Annotated in this window: 17 protein-coding genes; 1 reads left to right on the top strand and 16 read right to left on the bottom strand. The window is 32.4% G+C overall.

What is annotated here, in order from left to right; genetic code table 11:
• Window positions 1–3 precede the first annotated feature (3 nt).
• The 16 genes from KXJ69_RS05420 to KXJ69_RS05495 form a co-directional block, all read right to left on the bottom strand.
• On the bottom strand, window positions 4–1,968 hold the full coding sequence (locus KXJ69_RS05420) for a DUF262 domain-containing protein (protein WP_219051957.1): 1,965 nt from the start codon (window positions 1,966–1,968) through the stop codon (window positions 4–6).
• Window positions 1,969–1,976: 8 nt separating this feature from the next.
• Window positions 1,977–2,801 carry a PD-(D/E)XK nuclease family protein gene (locus KXJ69_RS05425; protein ID WP_219051958.1) on the bottom strand — a complete coding sequence of 275 codons (825 nt, stop codon included), beginning with the start codon at window positions 2,799–2,801 and terminating at the stop codon, window positions 1,977–1,979.
• Complete coding sequence (locus KXJ69_RS05430; protein ID WP_219051959.1) at window positions 2,801–5,407, bottom strand: UvrD-helicase domain-containing protein; 2,607 nt, start codon at window positions 5,405–5,407, stop codon at window positions 2,801–2,803. The genes KXJ69_RS05425 and KXJ69_RS05430 overlap by 1 nt, the downstream gene beginning before the upstream one ends.
• Before the next feature lie 98 nt (window positions 5,408–5,505).
• The gene (locus KXJ69_RS05435; RefSeq protein ID WP_219051960.1) at window positions 5,506–5,757 is read right to left on the bottom strand and encodes a hypothetical protein; all 252 of its coding nucleotides are present in this window, start codon (window positions 5,755–5,757) and stop codon (window positions 5,506–5,508) included.
• 4 nt (window positions 5,758–5,761) lie between these two features.
• Complete coding sequence (locus tag KXJ69_RS05440) at window positions 5,762–6,583, bottom strand: hypothetical protein (RefSeq protein WP_219051961.1); 822 nt, start codon at window positions 6,581–6,583, stop codon at window positions 5,762–5,764.
• Window positions 6,584–7,033: 450 nt separating this feature from the next.
• Window positions 7,034–7,555, bottom strand: coding sequence for a thermonuclease family protein (locus KXJ69_RS05445; protein ID WP_219051962.1), 522 nt, complete (start codon window positions 7,553–7,555; stop codon window positions 7,034–7,036).
• Window positions 7,552–8,079, bottom strand: a complete 528-nt coding sequence (locus KXJ69_RS05450; protein ID WP_219051963.1) for a retropepsin-like aspartic protease family protein — start codon at window positions 8,077–8,079, stop codon at window positions 7,552–7,554. The genes KXJ69_RS05445 and KXJ69_RS05450 overlap by 4 nt, the downstream gene beginning before the upstream one ends.
• The gene (locus KXJ69_RS05455; protein ID WP_219051964.1) at window positions 8,076–8,690 is read right to left on the bottom strand and encodes an OmpA family protein; all 615 of its coding nucleotides are present in this window, start codon (window positions 8,688–8,690) and stop codon (window positions 8,076–8,078) included. Before KXJ69_RS05455 ends, KXJ69_RS05450 begins: the two co-directional genes overlap by 4 nt.
• A gap of 3 nt (window positions 8,691–8,693) precedes the next feature.
• Window positions 8,694–10,262, bottom strand: coding sequence for a MotA/TolQ/ExbB proton channel family protein (locus tag KXJ69_RS05460; RefSeq protein WP_219051965.1), 1,569 nt, complete (start codon window positions 10,260–10,262; stop codon window positions 8,694–8,696).
• A complete protein-coding gene (locus KXJ69_RS05465) occupies window positions 10,252–11,472 on the bottom strand; it encodes a hypothetical protein (RefSeq protein WP_219051966.1) in 1,221 nt (406 codons plus the stop codon). The genes KXJ69_RS05460 and KXJ69_RS05465 overlap by 11 nt, the downstream gene beginning before the upstream one ends.
• A gap of 2 nt (window positions 11,473–11,474) precedes the next feature.
• Entirely contained in the window at window positions 11,475–14,933 is a 3,459-nt protein-coding gene (locus tag KXJ69_RS05470; protein ID WP_219051967.1) for a cell division protein FtsA, read from the bottom strand.
• A gap of 6 nt (window positions 14,934–14,939) precedes the next feature.
• Window positions 14,940–16,445 carry a tubulin-like doman-containing protein gene (locus KXJ69_RS05475; RefSeq protein ID WP_219051968.1) on the bottom strand — a complete coding sequence of 502 codons (1,506 nt, stop codon included), beginning with the start codon at window positions 16,443–16,445 and terminating at the stop codon, window positions 14,940–14,942.
• A 14-nt stretch (window positions 16,446–16,459) separates the two neighbouring features.
• Window positions 16,460–16,921: a hypothetical protein gene (locus tag KXJ69_RS05480; RefSeq protein ID WP_219051969.1), complete on the bottom strand. Its 462-nt coding sequence runs from the start codon at window positions 16,919–16,921 to the stop codon at window positions 16,460–16,462.
• Window positions 16,922–16,927: 6 nt separating this feature from the next.
• Window positions 16,928–18,484: a hypothetical protein gene (locus KXJ69_RS05485; RefSeq protein WP_219051970.1), complete on the bottom strand. Its 1,557-nt coding sequence runs from the start codon at window positions 18,482–18,484 to the stop codon at window positions 16,928–16,930.
• A 102-nt stretch (window positions 18,485–18,586) separates the two neighbouring features.
• The gene (locus tag KXJ69_RS05490; RefSeq protein WP_255571219.1) at window positions 18,587–19,063 is read right to left on the bottom strand and encodes a thermonuclease family protein; all 477 of its coding nucleotides are present in this window, start codon (window positions 19,061–19,063) and stop codon (window positions 18,587–18,589) included.
• Window positions 19,064–19,134: 71 nt separating this feature from the next.
• Window positions 19,135–19,827: a hypothetical protein gene (locus tag KXJ69_RS05495; protein WP_219051971.1), complete on the bottom strand. Its 693-nt coding sequence runs from the start codon at window positions 19,825–19,827 to the stop codon at window positions 19,135–19,137.
• Between the two features lie 312 nt (window positions 19,828–20,139).
• On the opposite strand from KXJ69_RS05495, the gene KXJ69_RS05500 reads away from it, so the two are divergent.
• On the top strand, window positions 20,140–20,298 hold the full coding sequence (locus tag KXJ69_RS05500) for a hypothetical protein (protein WP_219051972.1): 159 nt from the start codon (window positions 20,140–20,142) through the stop codon (window positions 20,296–20,298).
• Window positions 20,299–20,312: the final 14 nt, after the last annotated feature.

Below are 20,312 nucleotides of genomic sequence, written 5' to 3' on the forward strand. Positions count from 1 at the left end.
ATATTATTTTTCCTTTAAAAAGAAAGTTTCGTTTTTATTTTGTGATACTGCCCTAAAGGTATCTATTTCGATAAAACGTGTAAACTTTTCATCTTCAAATTTCCAACGGTTTAATGCAAATTTTATTAAGTCGTTTTCACGTTGGTCAATTAAAGAACATCCTAAATACATATAAAAACTCTTTTTCTTTACTTTATATTTTGAACTTGCAAACTCCCAAGCCTTATCTAGTTTTTTCTTCAATTCACTTACTTGCAACATGGAAATGGAAGCATTTTCGATTAAGAATTTTACTTTGTCTTGAATATTCCAAGCATTTAATTGAATGTTGCTTGATAAACCTATGAGAACAAAATTACCCAAACGACGTTTGTCAATATAGTTTTCAGGAAAGTATTGTAATAAATTTTTATTTGCCCAAATATGCTCTCGTGAGAGGTAATCGTTTAATTTGTCTTTTTTAGTTTCCTGTCTGCTAATGAGGATTTTTTCGATATCCCAAGTTTCTTTTCGTTTTGCATTTAAAGATTCTTCATAGGAAGCAAGAAAGAATCGTAGACCATTCCAATGATAATAATCTATAGACTCGTCTAGATCTACTGTAAGTGATTGCACAAAAACAGATTCTGGACACATTTGCTTTGTAAAGTCTTTAAGCTGTGCAATGGTACAATCAAATATGTTACCTTGGATTTCATTTTCTAAATAGGTGTAATATTTTTCGTCATCGTTATCGGAATGCCAATCCCCACAGTTATAAAGCTCATTTGCCCAAAAGAATAAATCACCCTGTTTGCTATCTGCACGTGAAATGTTTGCGTTGGGTAATACATAGATTCTGAAATTAGTTATCTCTATGATTTTTAATAATTCTAAAACCGTTTCTGGTTTACTCTGAAGATAAGACATGGTTGCCAAATACATTGGTAATACCGATGCATTTACAGGATGACAACGCAATTGTTTAAGAACTCCAGCAATTTCATTTTTTAATGGTCCTTCATATTCTCTGGCAAAAACATCACCATTCGTAAAAAACGCAAAGGATTGTGAAGCTTCTTGAATAAAATCTATAAAACCTTCAATTTCTTCGATTTTATCTTCCAAATCAGATTTATCATCTGGTTTGTATTTTAATTTCAATTCATCATAAACATTCCAACTTTTACTCTTATTCGCAGAGTAATAGACCAAATAGCAATTACGTAGAAAGTTATTTTCATCTTGATTCGAGATGACTCCAGATTCGCTTAAATATTTTAAAATGGATTCCCAATTGTTATTCACTTTTACCTGTAAGGATACCTTATTGTTTATGGTGGCATAATAGATAAAGTAATTTTTGATTTTCTCTAATTCTGATAAAGCTTTGCCACGATTATTAATCACCTCGAACATGATTCCAATTTCTTTAGTATTTGCTGGTGCAAAACAAAGAAACCCTAGTTTATTTAAAACTGTTTCATGAATCACATCTATACTGCCATTTTGTTCCTTTAACCATTTATGAATTTGCTTTTTTGTCTTACGTAAATTTTGAAGCGATTTAATAGTTGCTGGGATATTCTTTTTATCTCCAATGATACATTCCTTAAAAAACGCATCAGTCTCTTTATTTGTTTCTAGAATGTAGTGCCCTTGTTTTTGAATAAGAAAGGTATTGTAAATATGACTATATTTTTCATTATCTATTTCATAAAGTTCTTTAAGCAATATAATGAGTGTTGTTAAACGCTGCTGTCCATCTACGATGTTAAAGCGTTCATTTTTTTCATCTTTTGAAATAACTAGGGTTCCTGTATAGTGCTTATGGCCTTGATGTGAAATATGTTCAATATCTTTTAAAAGATCTTCAACCTGTTCACTATCCCAAGAGTATCCTCTTTGATAATCTGGTATCTTAAAGAGTTTACCAGAAACAACTTCTTCAATTGTCAAAAGGTCTGTTACGTAATTAGCTTTTTCCATCTTCTAGTTTATAAATTATCTGGGTTGCGAGCTTGTAAATTAGCATTTACCCAATCTTCTTTATCGGTATCGCTACCAAAATCGTCGAAATATTTTGCAAAGTTACCCCTTGCACCTTTTCCTTTACCAACAACGTACTCCCTAAAAGAACTACAAGAGAATCTCGCATCACATTCTCTACAAATTCTTGTACCAAATAAAGCATTTGTTCCTTCCAATTTCTTATTTAATACCTCAACTGGGGCAGGTTTAAATTTTTTATCTTCAATACAATCTACGGTTTCTGCGAAATCATCAATAACATCCTGTACTTTTAACTGATCAAACTCCAAGTCAACCATTGGATTCCATTTGGCTAACTCATGAGCAATCCTAAACTGGTCGTTGAGCAAATGCGCTTGTTTTAAACCCTCTGGATAGGCTGTAGAAATAATTGCAGTTTTATCTAATGCCTGACCTCTTAATTCCTGCCAAATGTGAGCATATACATTCAATTGTTTTTCATAATGCTCCTTATTAGACTCGACATATTCTAAATCGTGGGTTTTGATATCGTACATCCAAGTTTCATCATCATCACGGACAATATCAACAATACCTTCAATGGTAAAACTTCTGCCTTTAGGCGTAATTTTATTTGGCAAGGTTAGTTTTACTTCAGTATCAGTGACCTTGTTAGCCACGTCTTTCATTTTTTGAAAATAATAGAGAACTTGGGTTAAGGCTAATTGCTTTACATTCTCAGTAACCGCGTGACCACCTTCAAGGCGTAATAATTCATAATTATCTTCAAAATATTCTCTTATTTTCTCTATTACCTCAAAATCCTCCATTATGCGTTTTCTTTTTTTCGGTTAGAAATCAAAAGATGATGTAAATCCTCAATTGTTTGGTGTACTAGACTTCCAAAGAACATTGTTTGAGAACGTGATGGAATAAAGCCATATTTTTTAAAAATCATATATTTTCTTGGGCATTGTTGGTAATTAAGGTAATCTGAGGTATAAGAATAGGTTTTTCCTAAATCTTCTTCGTCTAGAGCTATTTGAGGGATTATATTCCAGTTTAAATCATCAAGCTTTGGAAAATCGTTTGCTTTGAACATATTCTTAAACGCCTGACTTTGTCGTTGACCCTTCCATTGTGGTAAAATGGTCATTTGTTTGGCTCGTGACAATGCTACATAAAACATACGCATATTATCGAAATGAGAGATTTTGTCTAGTGGTTCACCTTCTTTTTGAAGTAAGTCTCTTACTATTATTTCTTTCATATCAGCAGGACGATCAATTTTATTTAGATTCCCTATGACTACATAGGGAAACTCGAGTCCTTTAGATTGGTGAATAGTTAAAAAAGGAACACGTCCTTTAGGAAATGGGTCATCTGCATCTTCATATTCAGATTCTCCTAATCGATAAATGGCATATAAGTATGATCCAACAAAAGTATTGGTGAATTTTCTATCATAAAGAAAGGATGCAGTAATAATGGCGGTGTATTCTTCCATAAAACGAGCCAAATATTGGGTTATAAGGCCTAGATTACAGACTGGACCCTCATCAATACCTTCCTCGGCAAGCTGATACATTTCTTGAAAATGCTTGAAGCCATTTAATTGATAAAAGATATCTAGAATACTCCAGTCGGCAGAAGTAACTCGATTAATGACATAACTCAATGAAACAGGTTGTTTTGCCTGCTGCCTCCTCTTTAATAAATCCAAAAACGCTCTTTTCTGAAGCGTTAATTTACATTTATTAGAAAGCCCTGAGGCATTAGCTAAATCCCGCATCATATCAAGTTGTAAAGGTTTTTCTAATCTCCATTTTTTCTTATTGATAATTTTCATTAAAGCTTCATAATCAGATAACATACCTTTAATCTCAGTTTGTCTATCTTCAACATACTCTTTTAAAAAACTATCTTGAGACATTAATTGTTCAGCTCGCGTCATAGCTCTTATTTGCCACATACGAAAATCTTGTAACCCTCCACTGGCCTGTCCTTGGTGACTTGGTCTTCCTAGAATATGAAGCATTAATCCAAAGACATCTAAAGATTCTTGTATGTCTAAAAATCTCCCAGCCCTTGGTGCAAAAACTTGAATCCCAAAATTATTTAATGCATTCTCTAATCGTTGAACTGCCGTATTTTTGACTCCTCTAAAACTTAAAGAAGGAAATAAAAATGCAACTTGATTAAAATCCTCAATTTTATCTTGTTCTCGTAAATCCAATATAAACTGAGCAACTTGAGCAAAAACATCGGATTGAGTATTCTTATCGGTTGTCACTATCGCCGGAAAATCTTCTTGATTGAAAGGCAAGATATTTTTGTCATGAACACGGTAATAACCATTCCCTCTTGGCTTCGACCAATCGCTTTGTTCGATAAAATCAGTATAAAACTGAACTATATTTTTTTTGGAACGATAATTTGTATCAAGATCAATACGTGTAGGTTTTAGACCTAAATATTTTTTACATCTATCTTCGAACTCTACGAGGTTTTCAACGGTTGCACCCCTAAAGCGATATAAAGCTTGGTCATCATCTCCAACTACACAAATGTTTTTACATTTTTTAGCTAACTCAAAATATATCTGTTCTTGAATTGCATTTGTATCTTGATACTCATCAACAATTATATGGTCGTAAACATCGCAAGAGTTATTGTATTCCTTAATTTTATTAAATGCACGTTGTTGAAGCAAAGAAAAATCAACCGTTTCAATTTTTCCATTTTTATGTGAATTACAATAAAACTCATACATCTTTAGAATTTTTTGCAATACTTCATCAGAAGTTTCCACTTCATTCGGATTTAAGTTTTCTTCCGAAAACCTGTTAAAAATTGAAATTAAATTACTGGTTGCATAATGTCGAGAGTAATAATCATTTCCATCAAAGTAATTATTAATCTCACGTTGAGCTATTTCTTCATCCTTTTCAATATCATCTGAAATTAGGTATCCACCCGCATGTAGTAATTCTCTCCAATAAGTCCTTCTATAAATTTTAAAATATTGTGATAATGAATCAAGTAATATTGGCGATTTGCTTCTTACGTCAGAAAAACATCGATCTCTATCAACTAGGATGTCCTGGCAAATTGAATGAACTGTTCCAATAGCCATACCCGATATGTCATATGGCACACCAGTTTCATTTGTTATTAACCCTAATAAACTTCTCAAGCCCTCTTTTAGTTGATGAGCTGCTTTTTCAGTAAATGTGGCTAGAAATATTCTCTTAGGATCAATATTATGAAACACAATTAAATTAACAGTTCTCCATAAAAGCACTCTTGTTTTTCCTGAACCAGGTCCTGCTGTTAAAAATAAAGGACCTTCAAAATGTAGTATTGCTTTTTTTTGCTTTTCATTGGGATTAAACTTTTTTAATTCCCAATAATATTCTAGGTCCTTCTTGGGCATGTATTGGATTATTTCGTGTATAATATCATGACTTGATTTAAATCAAATATAAGAGTCTCCTAAGATTTCTACAATTAGTATTAATACTTATTTGTAAATTAAAAAACGGCTGTAAAAACACCTAAGAAAAACATTAGAATTAATGAAATAATAGGAATGGCAATAAGCCACCATACCATAGTTGATGTATTGCTACGTATACGCTCTAGTTTACCGGCTTGTGTTTTTTGGATATAAAGGATTTCTTTAAGAATTTCACCATCGTTTAAATGGCTATGATCTTTATAAAATTTCTCTTTATATTTTCCCGATTTTAGATTTGGTATTCTTGATAAGTCTTGCTGCTCCATAAGGTTAGTTTTTTGTATCTCTATTTTCAGTTTCTTTAACTCTTTTAATATAACCTGCCTTTTTTCCAAAATAAAAACCGAGAAAAAATATTCCTGTTGGAATAAGTAGTACTAGTAATAATTGAACGGGGCCAATTGCTGTAAACATATCTTTGTTGTTTTTAATTGATTTACTATTGAATAAACTTGAGTCTGGTATTTCTACTATTTCCTCCGTGATTGCTACCACTTCTAAACTTAGGTTGAGTGCATTTAAGGAGCTTGGATTTCTTATCCCCAAATACCAAGAACCCTCAATAACATCGTCTACTCTTACAATGGCTTGCTTGGTGTTTTCTACCATACCTTCTGAATATTGCGTAAAAGCCTCTCCATTATAATCTGCCTTACGCATAAACAAATTATTATTGTAATGATCCATCAAATAGATATCCACAGATGCATCACCCTCTGGAACTTTAATAGCCGATAATGTATTTGATGAAATACCAGAGGGATCTGCAAGCATGCCTGTTAATTGAAATGCTAAATTTAAATTAGCAGTTCCTTTTTTTCCTTGACTTGTGGTGAAGCTATAATACCATTCTACAGTATTAGGTGGTAAATCAATTTTAATGGTAGTTCTAGATTTGCCTCCAAATTGAGATCTTAGACCCCCATTTAAATAAATATCACGACTGTCGATTATTTTTTTTGTTTCCTTAATGGTTTCATACTCTTGTGATAAACAGAATTGAAAAACTAATAAAGTGAAAAAAAATAATAAGTATTTTTCTTTCATTTTATAACCTACAGTAACAATTTCTTTGTTAGTTTTTGCATCCATTTTTAGCACAAGTTATTCTCTCTAAAGTGTTTTGCCAATGAGAGCTGTGTAGATTTGTATTAACCCCACAACCAGTTTTTCCTCCTTTGGTTCCTTTATGTACTTCACCTGTTGGAATATGTTTTACTGCCATTAGTATATGATTTAAATGATTATTACTATTTTATAGTTAATCCTCCCATCCACAAAGTGTTCTCCCTAATTGCCTCGCTTCTGGGAGGGTAACTGTATATATTGGCGTGGATCATCTTGATAAGCCTATACATTTTTAAAACCACTTAAAGTTCGTTTTAAAAATAGCCTATAAGAGATATAATACAGTAAGGGAAGCCGTAATTACCATTAATTCTTTACACACTTTCAGTTCTCCAGTTAAAACTTATAATAGGGACATAAAATAACCATATGGTATTTCAAGAAGGCACAATAATAGCAATTGAAAATTTTGAATTAATTAGTTTTCCATAACCCTAAATTGTTTTGTCTAGCTATAATCTGTAATTTTAAAAAAAGATCTGAGTATTTCACATTTGGAGGAATGGTCATTACCATTGCATAACCATTTTTCACTAGGTTTGCATTTACAAATGTACCATCTGGCAAATAAACGTAAGCAAGAGTTCTACCATATTGATCTAAACTGTCCACATCATATTCAAGCTTTACACTTCGGCCTTCAATTAAGTTTGATAAATATGATTTGGCTTCCTTACCAAGATACCCTTTTTTCTTTTTAAAAGCATTTCTAGACTCTGGTGCATCAACACCAATTAGACGAATTTTGATCCCTTTATCGGATCCATCATCAACCCAAAATGTATCTCCATCCACTACTTTAGTCACTTTTAAAAAGCCTTCCTTATCAATTTGTTTGAATTCTTTTATTTGTACTTTCCGATTACCACTCTTTGAATTACAAGAAATACCTATAAGGGATACAATAATAAAAATAAATAAAAGCCTGTTTATCATTCTAAAGTAATTTCATCATTCTGATAATCAATTGTAATCTGTCCAAATTGATTCAAGGCTGATTGCCCTAGAAGCAATGGGGCAGATGTATTGTGCACTATTGAAGCTTTAACATTATTTAAAACCCTATTCCCAATTTGTACAGTTCTTAGATTAATAATTGAGCCCTCAGAAATACTACCATCAGCAATCTGAAAATTCTGAACTCCTAAAAAATCGTCTTTAGTTAAAGTACCCTGCTTAATCAAAAAAAGTGCTTCAACTTCAGAAATGGTTATTTTGGATGCACCGGTATCAAAAATAAAGTCCATATTTATACCATTGATTATTGTTGGTATCAAGTATACACCACCTGATTTTTTAATCTTGATAACATTCTTACCACGAAAACTCTCTGTTCGTTTATTTGTTGAACTTATCGTTATAGACTCATTATTGGATACTGTTTTACGACGTCCTGACTGAGTACAACTGACTAATAACAAGTAACTGCATAATATGTATATAAATCCAATTTTTATCATTCCAATTTTATTTCTCCTATTTTAGGAACAATTTGAATTAATATTCTTTGATTTTTAACCTCTTCCTTATTGGAATATCTTCCTATTCCTCCCGTACCTGAGCCAGCGACTTGAACTTCACAAACCGATTGATCTGGCATTATATTCTTATTTTGCCAAAGTTTCATAACCGCCCAAGCTCGCTTATAACTTAATGGAAAATTATCTCTGAAATTGTCATTTGATGCCATTCCTTCTATAATTACTACATACTTAATATCTTGTTGAGTATATTTACTTTTAAGATTGCTTATTAAGTTTTTTATTGAAACCCCAACTTCAATTAAGTATTGTTCATATTGAGGTTTAATTATATCTTGACCTCTCTCAAATTCTATATTCTGAACAAGTGAAAATCGTTTATAAATAGAATCATATTGGAAATAGTCTTGTGGCAACTCCTTTACTGCTGCTTGTATTTCTTTTATCTTATCTAATTGTTGTTCAGTAGCACGTTGTTGATTGGTAAGTTTTAAATAGGTTAAGACATATAATACTAACATAATAAAAAATAAACTTGTCATTAAATCAGCAAAACTCGGCCAAAAAAAACCTGATCCTTTTCCTGTCATAACTTAATCATTATTAACCTTGAACAAGTTTTTTACCTTAGAAATTAAATCTTTTTTATTTTCAATTTGTTCAAGAACTATAATAGCCCTTGCCATATTTTGATTTAATTCATCAATTGATAGTTTAAGTTTATTTCCTTGCGAAATAGAACTGTCCTTAAACAGTGAAAGGTCTGCTTTAAGACCAGCCAAATGCTCAAGATTGACCAAATTCGTTTTGCTTTCGGATAGTGCATTTTTTAAGGCTTCGGTTTCATCAATTGTAAACTGTTTGACTGATTCACTAGAGTTCTGTATATGTTCTTTTAGTTCTTTAAATGTTTCAGAAATTGAATGCCCAACATCAGCAACTGTATTTGAAGTAAATTCTTTATGCTCTTCCAATTTATTGAAATGGTCAGAAAGAAATGCTAAAAGTTGTTGACTTTGATTTAAATTACTATCAATATTCTCTGCAATTGATTTGAAATTTTCTGTTCTTGCTAGAAGCTCATTTGACTTTGTAACTATTAATTGCGAATTCTCAACAAATTGAGTTGTATTGGACAGAAAAGCATTAAACTTTTCAAACTTTCCGACTGAAAGGTCTAATTGCTTTAGAACGGCAACGTTGTATTTTGTCATTTCAGAAACCTTTGCCTTATCTATTGCGTCAAGTAACTCCTTCTGTTCTCTAATCGCATTTCTGTTTGAATCAAACACTCCCGTCAAGTCTTTAAGATTTCTGGAAAATTCAGAGTTAAATTGTAACAGGTTCCGTTGAAGAGATTCCAAGGTTGAAGCTAATCCTTGATTGATTATAGGGAGTAGTTCAATTTGCAAAAAAATGTAAAAATCATTTTTTTTTGATTCACTATAACTTCTTGAACCTTTAAAAATCCAACCCGAATTAATGATAGTTAACATTAACCCCATAAAACTTGCTATCATTGCAATTTTAACACCCCCAATAAGCATTGCAATTCCCTCATCCAGTGTTTTCCCAGTCTGACCTATTCCTAATTCTAAGCCTAAATCCGGCATGTTAAAAAGTGCAATAACAATTCCCATCATTGTCCCCATTAACCCAAGATATAATGGGGTTCCTATAGATAAGTTTATATCTTCCTCAATTGCATCAGTATTTCGCTCCACAATATCTTTCATCAGATTAAAGTCTGAAGCCGCTCCTCTATTTCTTATTAAATAATTATTTAAGGAAAACAAAATCTTTTCAAAAACTTGGTTTAGTTTTCCATTAATTTCAATAAAATTTACTTCAGTTTTTAAAATATTATCATTAATAGTTTCACCCCTATTAAACAAATCATAATTATTATTTGAATCTAGAACTTCATCACTATTTTGATTGGTCTGAACTTCTTTATATTTTTCAATATTCTCTAAAATTTCTTTTGGTGACAAGCTTTCAAGGTCAGAAATTGGTAGAAGCACTTTTGTGACAAATAATAAATCTATTCTTGGAATAATCTTTTTGAATAGTTGAATTTTAACAAAAGTACGTATGAAAACAAATAGCTGAATCGAAACAATAAGACAGACTAAAATTATTTCTATAACCTCAATCTTCATATCGAATTATTGCTTTGACATTAATAATCCATTTATCTCCCCTTAATTCGGCCTCACCCAACTTTATTGTCAAAATTCTAGTGGCTCTTGGATTAAATGCATTTTCTGCATCGCATACAGGATCAATGTTTTTGTCGGGGTATTGTAGAGCTAGCTTTATTGATGATTCTTTTTCATCTATATGAAATTTAGCTTTATCATTTTGGGTTTTTATGAGTTTATATATGGTTGCTCCATCTTTATGTATATTTGATGCCGAACTTTCATTAAAGCTACCGTCTGAATTCGGGGTAGATAGGAAAAGGATTTCTGTTTTTGGTTCAGGTTGTCTAACTTCTTGATGAAATTGGCTTGTTTGTTGTACTATTTTCCCTTTGGAAAGTTCCTCTACTTTCTCTTTTAATACTTTTATTTGGTAGTCCAAATCCCCAATTCTATTATTTGCATCTCTTAAATCTGAATTTACAGATTGATTGTTTTGAGGACCTCTAGTAGGAGTACTTTGAGCTCGGATAACATTTATTAATCTATTACTATTTAAAATCCTTGGCATAAGTTTCTCATAAGAATCTCTTTTTCTTAGGGCTAAAAACACAGCTAAGATGCCTAACAAGATTGCTAGAAGGATTAAATAATCAGAAAAACTACCAAAGAGACCTAACTTTTCTTCTGAGGATTTTTGTTTTTTTTCAAGTTCTAAAATTCTATTCTCTATGGTTGATTGTTGAGTTTCGTAATTGGTTTTGGCTTCTTGATGTAGGTTTTCTATGAGATTTTTGGATAAATCAGTTTTTAAACTTGTTTTGTACGTATTAAATTCCGGATTGTCTTTTCTTTTTTCAGCAAAAGCATTTATCTTTTCAAACTTAATTTTGTCTGCAAATATGTCTTCTGACAAAAAAGTAACAACCTTATCTTTCGTCCAATTTTCTATAAATGAACTCTTCAAACTTTCAATTTCGGCTGAAAGAGCGAGCGTAGCACTTATATTTACAGAGTTAAGAAAATAAGAAATTTGTTTATAACTTGATTTATTACAAGGGCAGGTATTTTGAAAATCGGAAAAGTTTTTATCATCTTTCAAAGACAATTCAACTGTTCTGCAATTAAGCAAATCAACCGCCTTTTCAAATGATTCTCTCGTAACCTGACCATAAGAATGCTCAAATAAAATTATTGCTAAAACTAATAATAGAATGTTTTTTTTCATTTTTAGCTATTTATAGGTGTTAACTGAGAGAGATGAGAGGAAAGGTTGTTGATTGCACCAATAAGCGGATAAAAGAAAAGTGATTCTTCTATTTCTTTATCTTCTATTCCAACATTGTCTAACTTCTTGTTGTATTCTAAACCCTCTTCCAAATAATCTCTTAAATGTTTGTTTGCTTCTTCCTTGAAGATGTTTAGTGATTCTTCCGAAGCATTGAAATAATCACTAAAACTGAATTTCTGGTTGAGAGACAAAAAGAATTTGTTGAAATCATTTACATAGGTTACAATGTTTTCTTTTGTTTCCTCATCTAACATGTCATATGTTAGGCTGCCAATACCTTTCTTTTCAACACAGGTCAACGTTGTTTTGATTTTTCTGACATCAAAAGCTAAATCCTCGGGGTTAAGCATTAAACCACCTTTACAAGTAACCTCTTTAGGCATTTCTTTTTCAGTTTCAATCGACAAGTCATCGGAATCAAAACTGTCTTCATAAACACTTTCAAATATTGCTTTTGAAAAATCCGAGAGAATTTTTTTATCAGATGAGATGATATTCAAAATCTTAGACCCTGTACCACTAAAGATAATATGCTTAGGAAGTTCAACTTCTTTTAGCTTCATTAACTCAGCAATATGATAGATGATTGCTGTGTAGAAATAAATAAAAATGATTTTCAAATCATCATCTTTTGATAGAAGTGAATTGTATGAAAATAGCTTTTTGTCTTTAATTTTGGGGTTGTCTTCAATAGAAAAGAACAGTGCATTTAAATCTTCTGTTCTGTTCTTATCTCTTATAGAAGAAAGCACATTAGACAAGTCATAGAGTTTGTTGGTTGCTAGTAAATTCTCAAAATGAGGATAATATTTATTTATCAGCCCATTAGATGTTGCTGCCCCATATTCACTGAAACCATCACCAAAGATTGTATTTGCTGCAAACTTGAAAGATGAAAGAAGCAATGGCTTATTCTGTTTGAAAACCACAATATCTGTCGTTCCCCCACCTATATCAATTGACACAACAGGTTTAAATGCACCACCTTGTAGTTTGTTTGTTCCTTTGAAATAATAGAATGGGGCTAAAGATTCTGTAATACCAACTGCTTGGTTTGTCGGATTAAAATACTGGTTAAATAACTCATTCCAAGTGTTTTCAAGGTCTGATTTTCTTGCGGGTTTCATACTTGAGGGGTAGAACCAAACCAATTGAGTTTTAGATAAGTTTCCTTTATTGAAAAGCACTTTGTTCCTCATTAGCATAATTATTTTTTCAAAAAATGCTCTCACTCGTTTTTCATTGCCCTTTTCTTTTTTAGCCCATTTCAGATTGGATTGAATTTTATCCTTTTCAGGTTTTCGTTCATATATAAATGGGATGTTGAAATCAGCCAAAGAATATGTTTCAGTCTCAACATTTAAAGAATGACTTTCGGCAATCACAGTTCTGTGAGGAAATTTAAATTCAGAACCATTACCAATTATTCTTGGAACAAATTCGTGTTCTATCAACTCTCGAATTGCAATTGCACCTGAGCCACCAAAATCATCTGTGGTTTTTGTCGGATGGTATAAAGTAGCTATTTGGATATCATCGGCAGAAATATCAAATGGTTTTGGAGAGCCATCACCAACTTTATATTCAATATGAGTATTGGTCGTGCCAAAATCAATGGCGAAACTGAAAACCTCATTACCTTTTTGGTATTGTTGCCAATTTGGAATTATTATTCCTGAAGCACCTGCTGAAGCAATATTCTTCACTCGAATAAAATCAAACTCTTTATGCAAAACATAATAGTCTGATGTTGCTGTTTCTCCTGCATCAGGTCTTTTACTACTTCTTCGCTTTTTTGCCCTTACTTCAAGTGCATCCTTCTCAAAATTGGAGAAAAACTTTAAGTCATAGTTCGTATTTTTCAAAACTCCTGCGACATCTCGATCCACCAATTGTACCCTGTAGTGAGCTTCTAAATTTGGGTCATTGGTTTTGATGAAGGGAAAAAGGGTGATGCCAAATTGATGTTCTACAATTACTCCTTTATTCTTAATTTCATCTGGTTTTCCAAGTTGATTATCGGGGGATTGGTAATACGTTCTTTCAAAAGAAATGTATTCGCCTTGTTTCGCTACTGGTATTCGTAAGGTTACTTTTACTGAACCTGCAGCACCTTGAACCATTATTATTTCAGGATTATTTTGTGATGAGTTCAATAAATCTTCTGAATTGAAATAATCAAAAAATTTCTGTTTTAAGGGCAAGATGTATCCTTTGGAGTCATTCCCTACTTCTGTGTTTACATTTCCATCAAAAAATTTCTCCTTATTAATGGGGTAAACCAAACGTATTAGATGGGGCTCTAAAAAATCACTTACTGTAAGATAGGGGTATTGAATGCTAATTCCTGGTAATCTTCTCTTCTCTAAAACAGTTTCGGTATCTGCATATGGTACTTGAATGGAATTATCCCATTGGTCATTAACATACCTGAAATTTTTATTGAGATTGTTTTGAAGTACTAGGGGCTTTGCTTCATCCTTGCATTTTGTTGATTGAATGATAAAGTCGCTTGATTGGATAGAATTAACTACATCTTCTTTTTTTCGCTTTCGAAATGGAACTCCAATTACTTCAACTACATCACCTGAAAGGCCTGTATCTAGTTCTGAATAGTTCGATATAAAATCTGCAACATCTAATTTTTTAATTTCTTCATAAAGCCTATTATTGACTCTATCTAGGATTTTGAGGTTCTTATCCAAATAGTCATTTAAAACAGTTAGTCTTTGTGATAAAACAGGATTGGCTTTAAAAAGAAGATAAAAGTACTTTTGGAAGTCAGCATCTCTTTCATAAAGGGGCGCATAGGAGTCGTCAAAAGTTACGTCGTTCTTTGTGAATGTAATTTGCGCGTGTGATAAATCATTTGCTGTAGCAAAAAACAGGGTGGCTGGAGAAGTGCAGCCAATTATTTTATGATTGTATTGAATTAGGTATAATCTATTGAGTAAATCAAAGTTGTACGATTCCTTATCTTGGTCTAAATAGAGTTCTAGTGTTTCAGCAAGGTGCCTGTGAGCCACTGATCCACTTTTAAGTTTTGCCAATTCTGTTTCCCTATCCCAAACAATTATTTTGACTTTGTCCTTTATACTGTCAATATTGAATAATAATTCTGCAAGGTCTAGTGCGTCAGAAACTAACTTCTCATCGTCTTTTCCTGCAACTACATTATTGTCCTTTGAGTAGGCTTTTAAATTGGGAGATTTAGTGATGTTTCTGAAAGCTGTTTTCACCAAGTCAATTCTTGCAAATGGGCTAGGTATTGCTGTAGGTAATGAAATTTCACTTCCGCCTTCTGGGTCTTTAATAGATTCAATTTCTTTATCTGAATAAGCATCAGATGTAAACCAATGCTGTCCACCTTTTTTTGTATAGCCAAATATTTTGCTCATAACCTTTTAGTTTTTTAATCCGAATTTAGAAGTAAGGATTTCTTCAGTTGTATTAAAAAAGAGTTGAATTAATTTCTGTGAAGCAGAACTATATGTTTTCCCTTTTCCTTGTTTGCTCAGTTTATTGTTTATTGCTGGAAAATCAACCTTAGATGTAAACCAACTACTTTTTATAGTTCTTCCTTCAATAAGAGCTTCAATTGATGATTCTAGATTGAAAGGGGAAAAACCTCTTTTATTTTCTGCCATTTCATTAATCCAATCAGAAAATGAGCTTAAAAACTCAGTGAGATTGGTACGGTAAAAAGTATCATCCACAAACTTTTTATTTATTTCAGGTGAGTCATTGCTCCAAGCTTCTTTTTCTATGGCACTGCTTAGGTGTTCTACAAGATATTTTCTAAATAACACAAGTTGAGAAAGTCGCAATGCGATTTTTCGTTCAGTATAATCTTCGAGATCTGAAAATTTGATGTCAGATGCATCTTTGCGAATGCCAAACTCCTTATAAATGGGTTTTTGTGCCTTGCCTCCTGAGGTTTCTAAATCTCTATCTGGGGTTTCAAGGAAATCAATTATAGCTAGAGCAGACGCCATTTCCACAAAATGTGCATCATTTTTTTGTCCGCCATCGCCTGGGTCGTTTTTATAAGGTTTTCCGCTATAGTTATCGGCAATGTAGTACAGTGAATTTATCGAATTATTGCCTGTAACATTATCCTTGTAGTAATATAATGCTGCCTTGGTCTTGGCAATAAAATCAGATTTCTGTATTGGACTATCATTATCTTTCTCAATATTGAAATAGGGTAATACTGTAATAGCTCCAATTTTTGCATCCTGTAAAAACCCTTTCCCATCTATGTTCAGATTATTCATCGCATCTCTGATATTCTTTAGTATTGTGGGAAATCCAGCTGCACCTGTGCCACCAAAAATTGAACTGATAATAAATACTCTATCGTCCTCATTAAAATTGGATGCAAAATCCTTGAACTCTTGTGAGTCTTTAACTTGATTCAATACAATACTGCCAATATTGGGATTTCCAACGAAGCCAATATCCATTTCTACATCCAATAGATTAACTTCTTCATGTCGTTTATTAATTGACTTTCCTGAAAAGAGAATGTCAGCTAAAGCCTTGTTAGGCTCATCTAACTGATTGAACTCAATATATTCACTAAACTTTTTGCCTCCAACATCTAGTAGGTTGAAAGTAAAACTTCCTGAAAGTCGATTTTGAGAAGTTGAAAGTCTATCAAGAGTTGTAATTTTAGTGCTGAAAAATCCACTATCTAATCCTGCTTCATTTGAAATAGTTTGATAGTTTCCGAGCAATCTTTCAGTTCGTTTTAAATCTTCGTTTGATTTATGAGGGTCGATAATAATTGGAACAATTTCAAAATTATTGTCTGAATTTGGCTTTACTCCTGAAGCTAAAAGCATAGTAAGTGATTTCAAAACCCTTGAACCTGTGCCTCCTATTGCGAATATGTATAAACGTGACATCGTATTTTTTAATTTTAAGGTTTCCAAAAAGTTGTGTGTCTGCAATTAATCCCAAGATATCTGGGGTATTTAAAAGAGGTAAGAAGGATGAATAGAATGAAACTCCATACAGCGTTTGATGCTCCGAATCCAATACTATCTGACACAGATAAATATAACAGATTACAAAAATCTCCTGATTGAATACTATTAAATGGAATAAGAAAGGCAACTAAAAAATTTAGTAATACAATAACTAATGCCATTATCCACCAATGATGCTTTTTATTGAATTGTGGGCTATTTATGATATGATACTGCAAAGCATAGGAAATAATGGTTATACCAATCATAGACCACCCTATTATTACATACCAGGGTGTACCGATGTAATCGGTACAAGTAATGTCCCAACCTCTTAATTGATCTCCCATATCTGTTGAATAAAGAGGGTTCAATCCAAACCATTCGTATAAACTAGCAAAGAATTCTTCCATAGCGCTCTACTTTTTAATTGTTATATTAAATGTGGTTATTGCATTCGAGCTTGATTTTGGATAAAAAGCATCGCTTACACCTTCTATCAAGTATTGCAATCCAAATGTCTTTTGTTGCTCTGAGATTTCATTCAAAATATTGGAGTCATCAATTGAAGATGAGGTGTAAACCCAATTCGGTGTTTGGCCAACAACTTGTATTTCTAAAGTTTCATCTCTTAAATCGGTTGTTTTTAATTTGATTAAGTGCGTAAATCCTGCAAGTGATGGATCGTTTTTATTCGAAATGGGCTCGACTTCTAGCTGATAGCTTGGATTACTTAACGTATAATTTGTTGTGTCCAAAAAGTAACTTGGATCTTGAATACTGTTGCTGAAATCAACGGCAAGATTGAATCCAAAAAAGCCCTTATTCTGATTGTTCTTTGAAAGAGAAGCATCCGCAATTATCTTGTTGTTTAGTTCAGTTCGGCTAAAATCTCCAATATTTGGACTTGATAATATTTTGTAATTCGGTTGGCTTTGTTCCTTTTCAGATTGTAATACCAACCTATTTAAATATCCACCTTTTATGTTGTCCAATATTTTTTTGTCTAAAATCTCACTAATCTGCTGGTTACTTCCGAAAATCCAAATGTAGTAGGGTCTCTTACCTTTAAAAGGAATGGACTTATTTGTCTTGTCGTAATATGTTCCCTCAAAATTTGATTCTAGTTGAATGATTACCGCTGATAAATCAAATGATTTGATTTTTTCAGCAAAGTCAATTTTGATTCCAACGCCCTGATTGTTCAAATAATCTTGAGCATTTACATTTTTACCTGGACTAAAAACGAAATCAGAAATGAGTACAGCAGCGTTTTGGTCATTCACTGTTTTAAGTACAGTATTTATGATGTTTTTAAGATCGGAAACACTTCTATCCCCACCTTTTTGTCGAAAAGTTGATGGTTCTAGCTTTTCTATAAAATCTTGAATATCGGCTGGGAGTGCATTTTTCTTAGAGAAAGGGATGCTGTTATTGATATAGTTTAAGTTCAAGCTGTCGCAGACTTTGCTTATCTTAAAGTCACCTAAGAGATTGTAAATAGCAGTTTCAAACTCTGTAACTCCCGTAACATATCCGTCCATACTTGCCGAATTTTCTAGATAGACGTTGATGTTAAATTCTTTTAGCGGTTCCTTTGATTCGGGTTGCCAAATATCACTTTCAGTTAGATTTAAATTTTTTGCTGAATAATATTTTAGTAAGTATGAAAGAACCTTTGCAATTTCAACAGTCCCATTTTCATTTTTGAATTGAGCAAAGCCTCTTTCGTCTGACGCGGAAATATCTTCTAATAATTTTTCAAACTCCTCTTTTACAATTCGGTTATCATTTTTAGCGAATTCGAGTGCAGTGTCGTTGAATGATTGAAATTCCGATGTGCAACCTACATTAATTATAAAAAAAATAAGTATAAGAACATTACTTTTAAGAAGTTCTAAAAAGCTATTGCATTTAATGCAAAGACTATTTTTACAAAATAAAAATTTTGACTTTTTACGTGATATGAAATTCATTAATTGGTTAGTTTATAGTCTAAACAAACCTAATTTTCTTTCTTAAAAAACCCTTACGGAATTCCGTAAAGCTCTTTAATTTAATATTAAATGGAAATGAAATTAATTTTTTCGCCAATCCCAAGGCGCTATAGGGTTGTTTTCAGACCACAAGCCTATTTTATTAATTTTAGCCCGGTCTTCTAGGGCTTGCAGTGTTTTGTCTTTGGAATACTTAATAAAGTGCCAGGCCAAACCATTCTTTAATAATTCTTCTGATAGGTCTCTTCCATTATCATATTTTACGAATCCTATAATTCTTCCATATCGGTCTTTTTTATCATACATGACTAAAACAGTATCACCAAAAATAGCTTGAGAGGTAAATTGTTTGGCTCTTTTAGAAAAGGGTTGTTTTCTTTCTGGGCAATCTATATTCGCCACTCGGATACGATATAAAGTGGAGTCTTTTGTAATTAACTTAAACGTATCACCATCTGTTATGGCAACCACTTTTCCTTCTATGGAATTGCTTTGGGCCGCAATTCTTAAACAGAATAAAAAGCAAATGAAAACAAAAAATAGGTTTCTAAAATTCAAAATATATGTGTTTGCAAACAAAACTATAAATATCCTTTAGCATTTGTTTACGGAAAACATTATTGCAAGAGTTATTTAGGTACTTTATTTATGTATTTGTCAATAATATAATCCGTTATTGGCTTTAATGTTTTACCTGTTTCTGGATGAAATCCTAACGCTGTAAAATATTCGTATTCTCCTTTAAAGTTCTTCCCATACCAAATTAAGGGGTCCCTATTTGGGGTAAAAAAAGTATTAATACTATCCTTATGAACTTTTTTAAAACGCAACAATAAATTTGCATCATAAGGTATTACTTTCTGCTTTGCAACGGAATCTATATCACAATGTGATTTTTCAAAATGATCTTCTTTCCATATCATACATTTTGGCATGGTAAAATATTTATATGTACCAAACGAAATTGCTAACAGTAACATCATTGCGAAGAAAAGTGGCTTCCATCTTTCTTTTATCCAAAGAAAATAAGAATTGTCTTTACTGTTTACATATTCTAAGTAATCGTTATAACCCAAATATTTTGAAAGCCCTTCTAAAACTTTTTGTTGAGGAATATAAAATGTTCTTTTTTCACTTAAATCATTCAAATAATTTCTTAGTGTCTTATTAGTTATGGGAAAATTAGTTTCTTCCGAAATATATAATGCTAACTCTTCCGCACATTGGGTTTTGGAAACTCGCCCTACGCCCGATTTCTCCAAGGAATCGGATGCTTTTTTGAAGGCGTCTTCTAAAATTGTTAAGTGATAATTATTCGCCATATCTAAATATATAAAATAAGCTTGGAAAATCTTTTCCCAATGATTTCCTACTATTTTCCAACCTTTTCAAACGACCCTTCATTTCTTTGTTCGAGAAAAGGAAATGACCCCTATGGTGCACATAGGATTCGCGAACATTTCTTTTTTTAATCAAGGGCTGGGATACTGTGCCAATGTCTTAGAGAAGTAGACTAAGCCATATCCCTCCCAACTTCTCAAAATTTGGAGAATTCCCTCCATAAGCGGTTGGTTCCGCAAGAATCCAAATATAAATCTGGACAGCCATAGGTATGTCTAAAAATAAACAATAAAATGAGAAAAATAATTTTAATTTCACTTACGGTTTTCCTCAATTTAGTGCTGTTTTCTTGTACACCACAAGAAAGAGCACTTAATGGTACCGAATATCAAGATTGCTGTGGTGATGGTGGTAATATACCGCCACCACCCCCACCTCCCCCAGGAGGATAAAACTAAATAGATTT

Origin of the sequence: Halomarinibacterium sedimenti, from assembly GCF_019312585.1 — a bacterium.
Taxonomy (GTDB): Bacteria; Bacteroidota; Bacteroidia; order Flavobacteriales; family Flavobacteriaceae; genus Halomarinibacterium; species Halomarinibacterium sedimenti.

Bases quoted from the DNA above. Each gene is read 5' to 3' on its own strand.
- KXJ69_RS05420 (WP_219051957.1), bottom strand. From the start codon at position 1,968: ATGGAAAAAGCTAATTACGTAACAGACCTTTTGACAATTGAAGAAGTT.
- KXJ69_RS05425 (WP_219051958.1), bottom strand. From the start codon at position 2,801: ATGGAGGATTTTGAGGTAATAGAGAAAATAAGAGAATATTTTGAAGAT.
- KXJ69_RS05430 (WP_219051959.1), bottom strand. From the start codon at position 5,407: ATGCCCAAGAAGGACCTAGAATATTATTGGGAATTAAAAAAGTTTAAT.
- KXJ69_RS05435 (WP_219051960.1), bottom strand. From the start codon at position 5,757: ATGGAGCAGCAAGACTTATCAAGAATACCAAATCTAAAATCGGGAAAA.
- KXJ69_RS05440 (WP_219051961.1), bottom strand. From the start codon at position 6,583: ATGGATGCAAAAACTAACAAAGAAATTGTTACTGTAGGTTATAAAATG.
- KXJ69_RS05445 (WP_219051962.1), bottom strand. From the start codon at position 7,555: ATGATAAACAGGCTTTTATTTATTTTTATTATTGTATCCCTTATAGGT.
- KXJ69_RS05450 (WP_219051963.1), bottom strand. From the start codon at position 8,079: ATGATAAAAATTGGATTTATATACATATTATGCAGTTACTTGTTATTA.
- KXJ69_RS05455 (WP_219051964.1), bottom strand. From the start codon at position 8,690: ATGACAGGAAAAGGATCAGGTTTTTTTTGGCCGAGTTTTGCTGATTTA.
- KXJ69_RS05460 (WP_219051965.1), bottom strand. From the start codon at position 10,262: ATGAAGATTGAGGTTATAGAAATAATTTTAGTCTGTCTTATTGTTTCG.
- KXJ69_RS05465 (WP_219051966.1), bottom strand. From the start codon at position 11,472: ATGAAAAAAAACATTCTATTATTAGTTTTAGCAATAATTTTATTTGAG.
- KXJ69_RS05470 (WP_219051967.1), bottom strand. From the start codon at position 14,933: ATGAGCAAAATATTTGGCTATACAAAAAAAGGTGGACAGCATTGGTTT.
- KXJ69_RS05475 (WP_219051968.1), bottom strand. From the start codon at position 16,445: ATGTCACGTTTATACATATTCGCAATAGGAGGCACAGGTTCAAGGGTT.
- KXJ69_RS05480 (WP_219051969.1), bottom strand. From the start codon at position 16,921: ATGGAAGAATTCTTTGCTAGTTTATACGAATGGTTTGGATTGAACCCT.
- KXJ69_RS05485 (WP_219051970.1), bottom strand. From the start codon at position 18,484: ATGAATTTCATATCACGTAAAAAGTCAAAATTTTTATTTTGTAAAAAT.
- KXJ69_RS05495 (WP_219051971.1), bottom strand. From the start codon at position 19,827: ATGGCGAATAATTATCACTTAACAATTTTAGAAGACGCCTTCAAAAAA.
- KXJ69_RS05500 (WP_219051972.1), top strand. From the start codon at position 20,140: ATGAGAAAAATAATTTTAATTTCACTTACGGTTTTCCTCAATTTAGTG.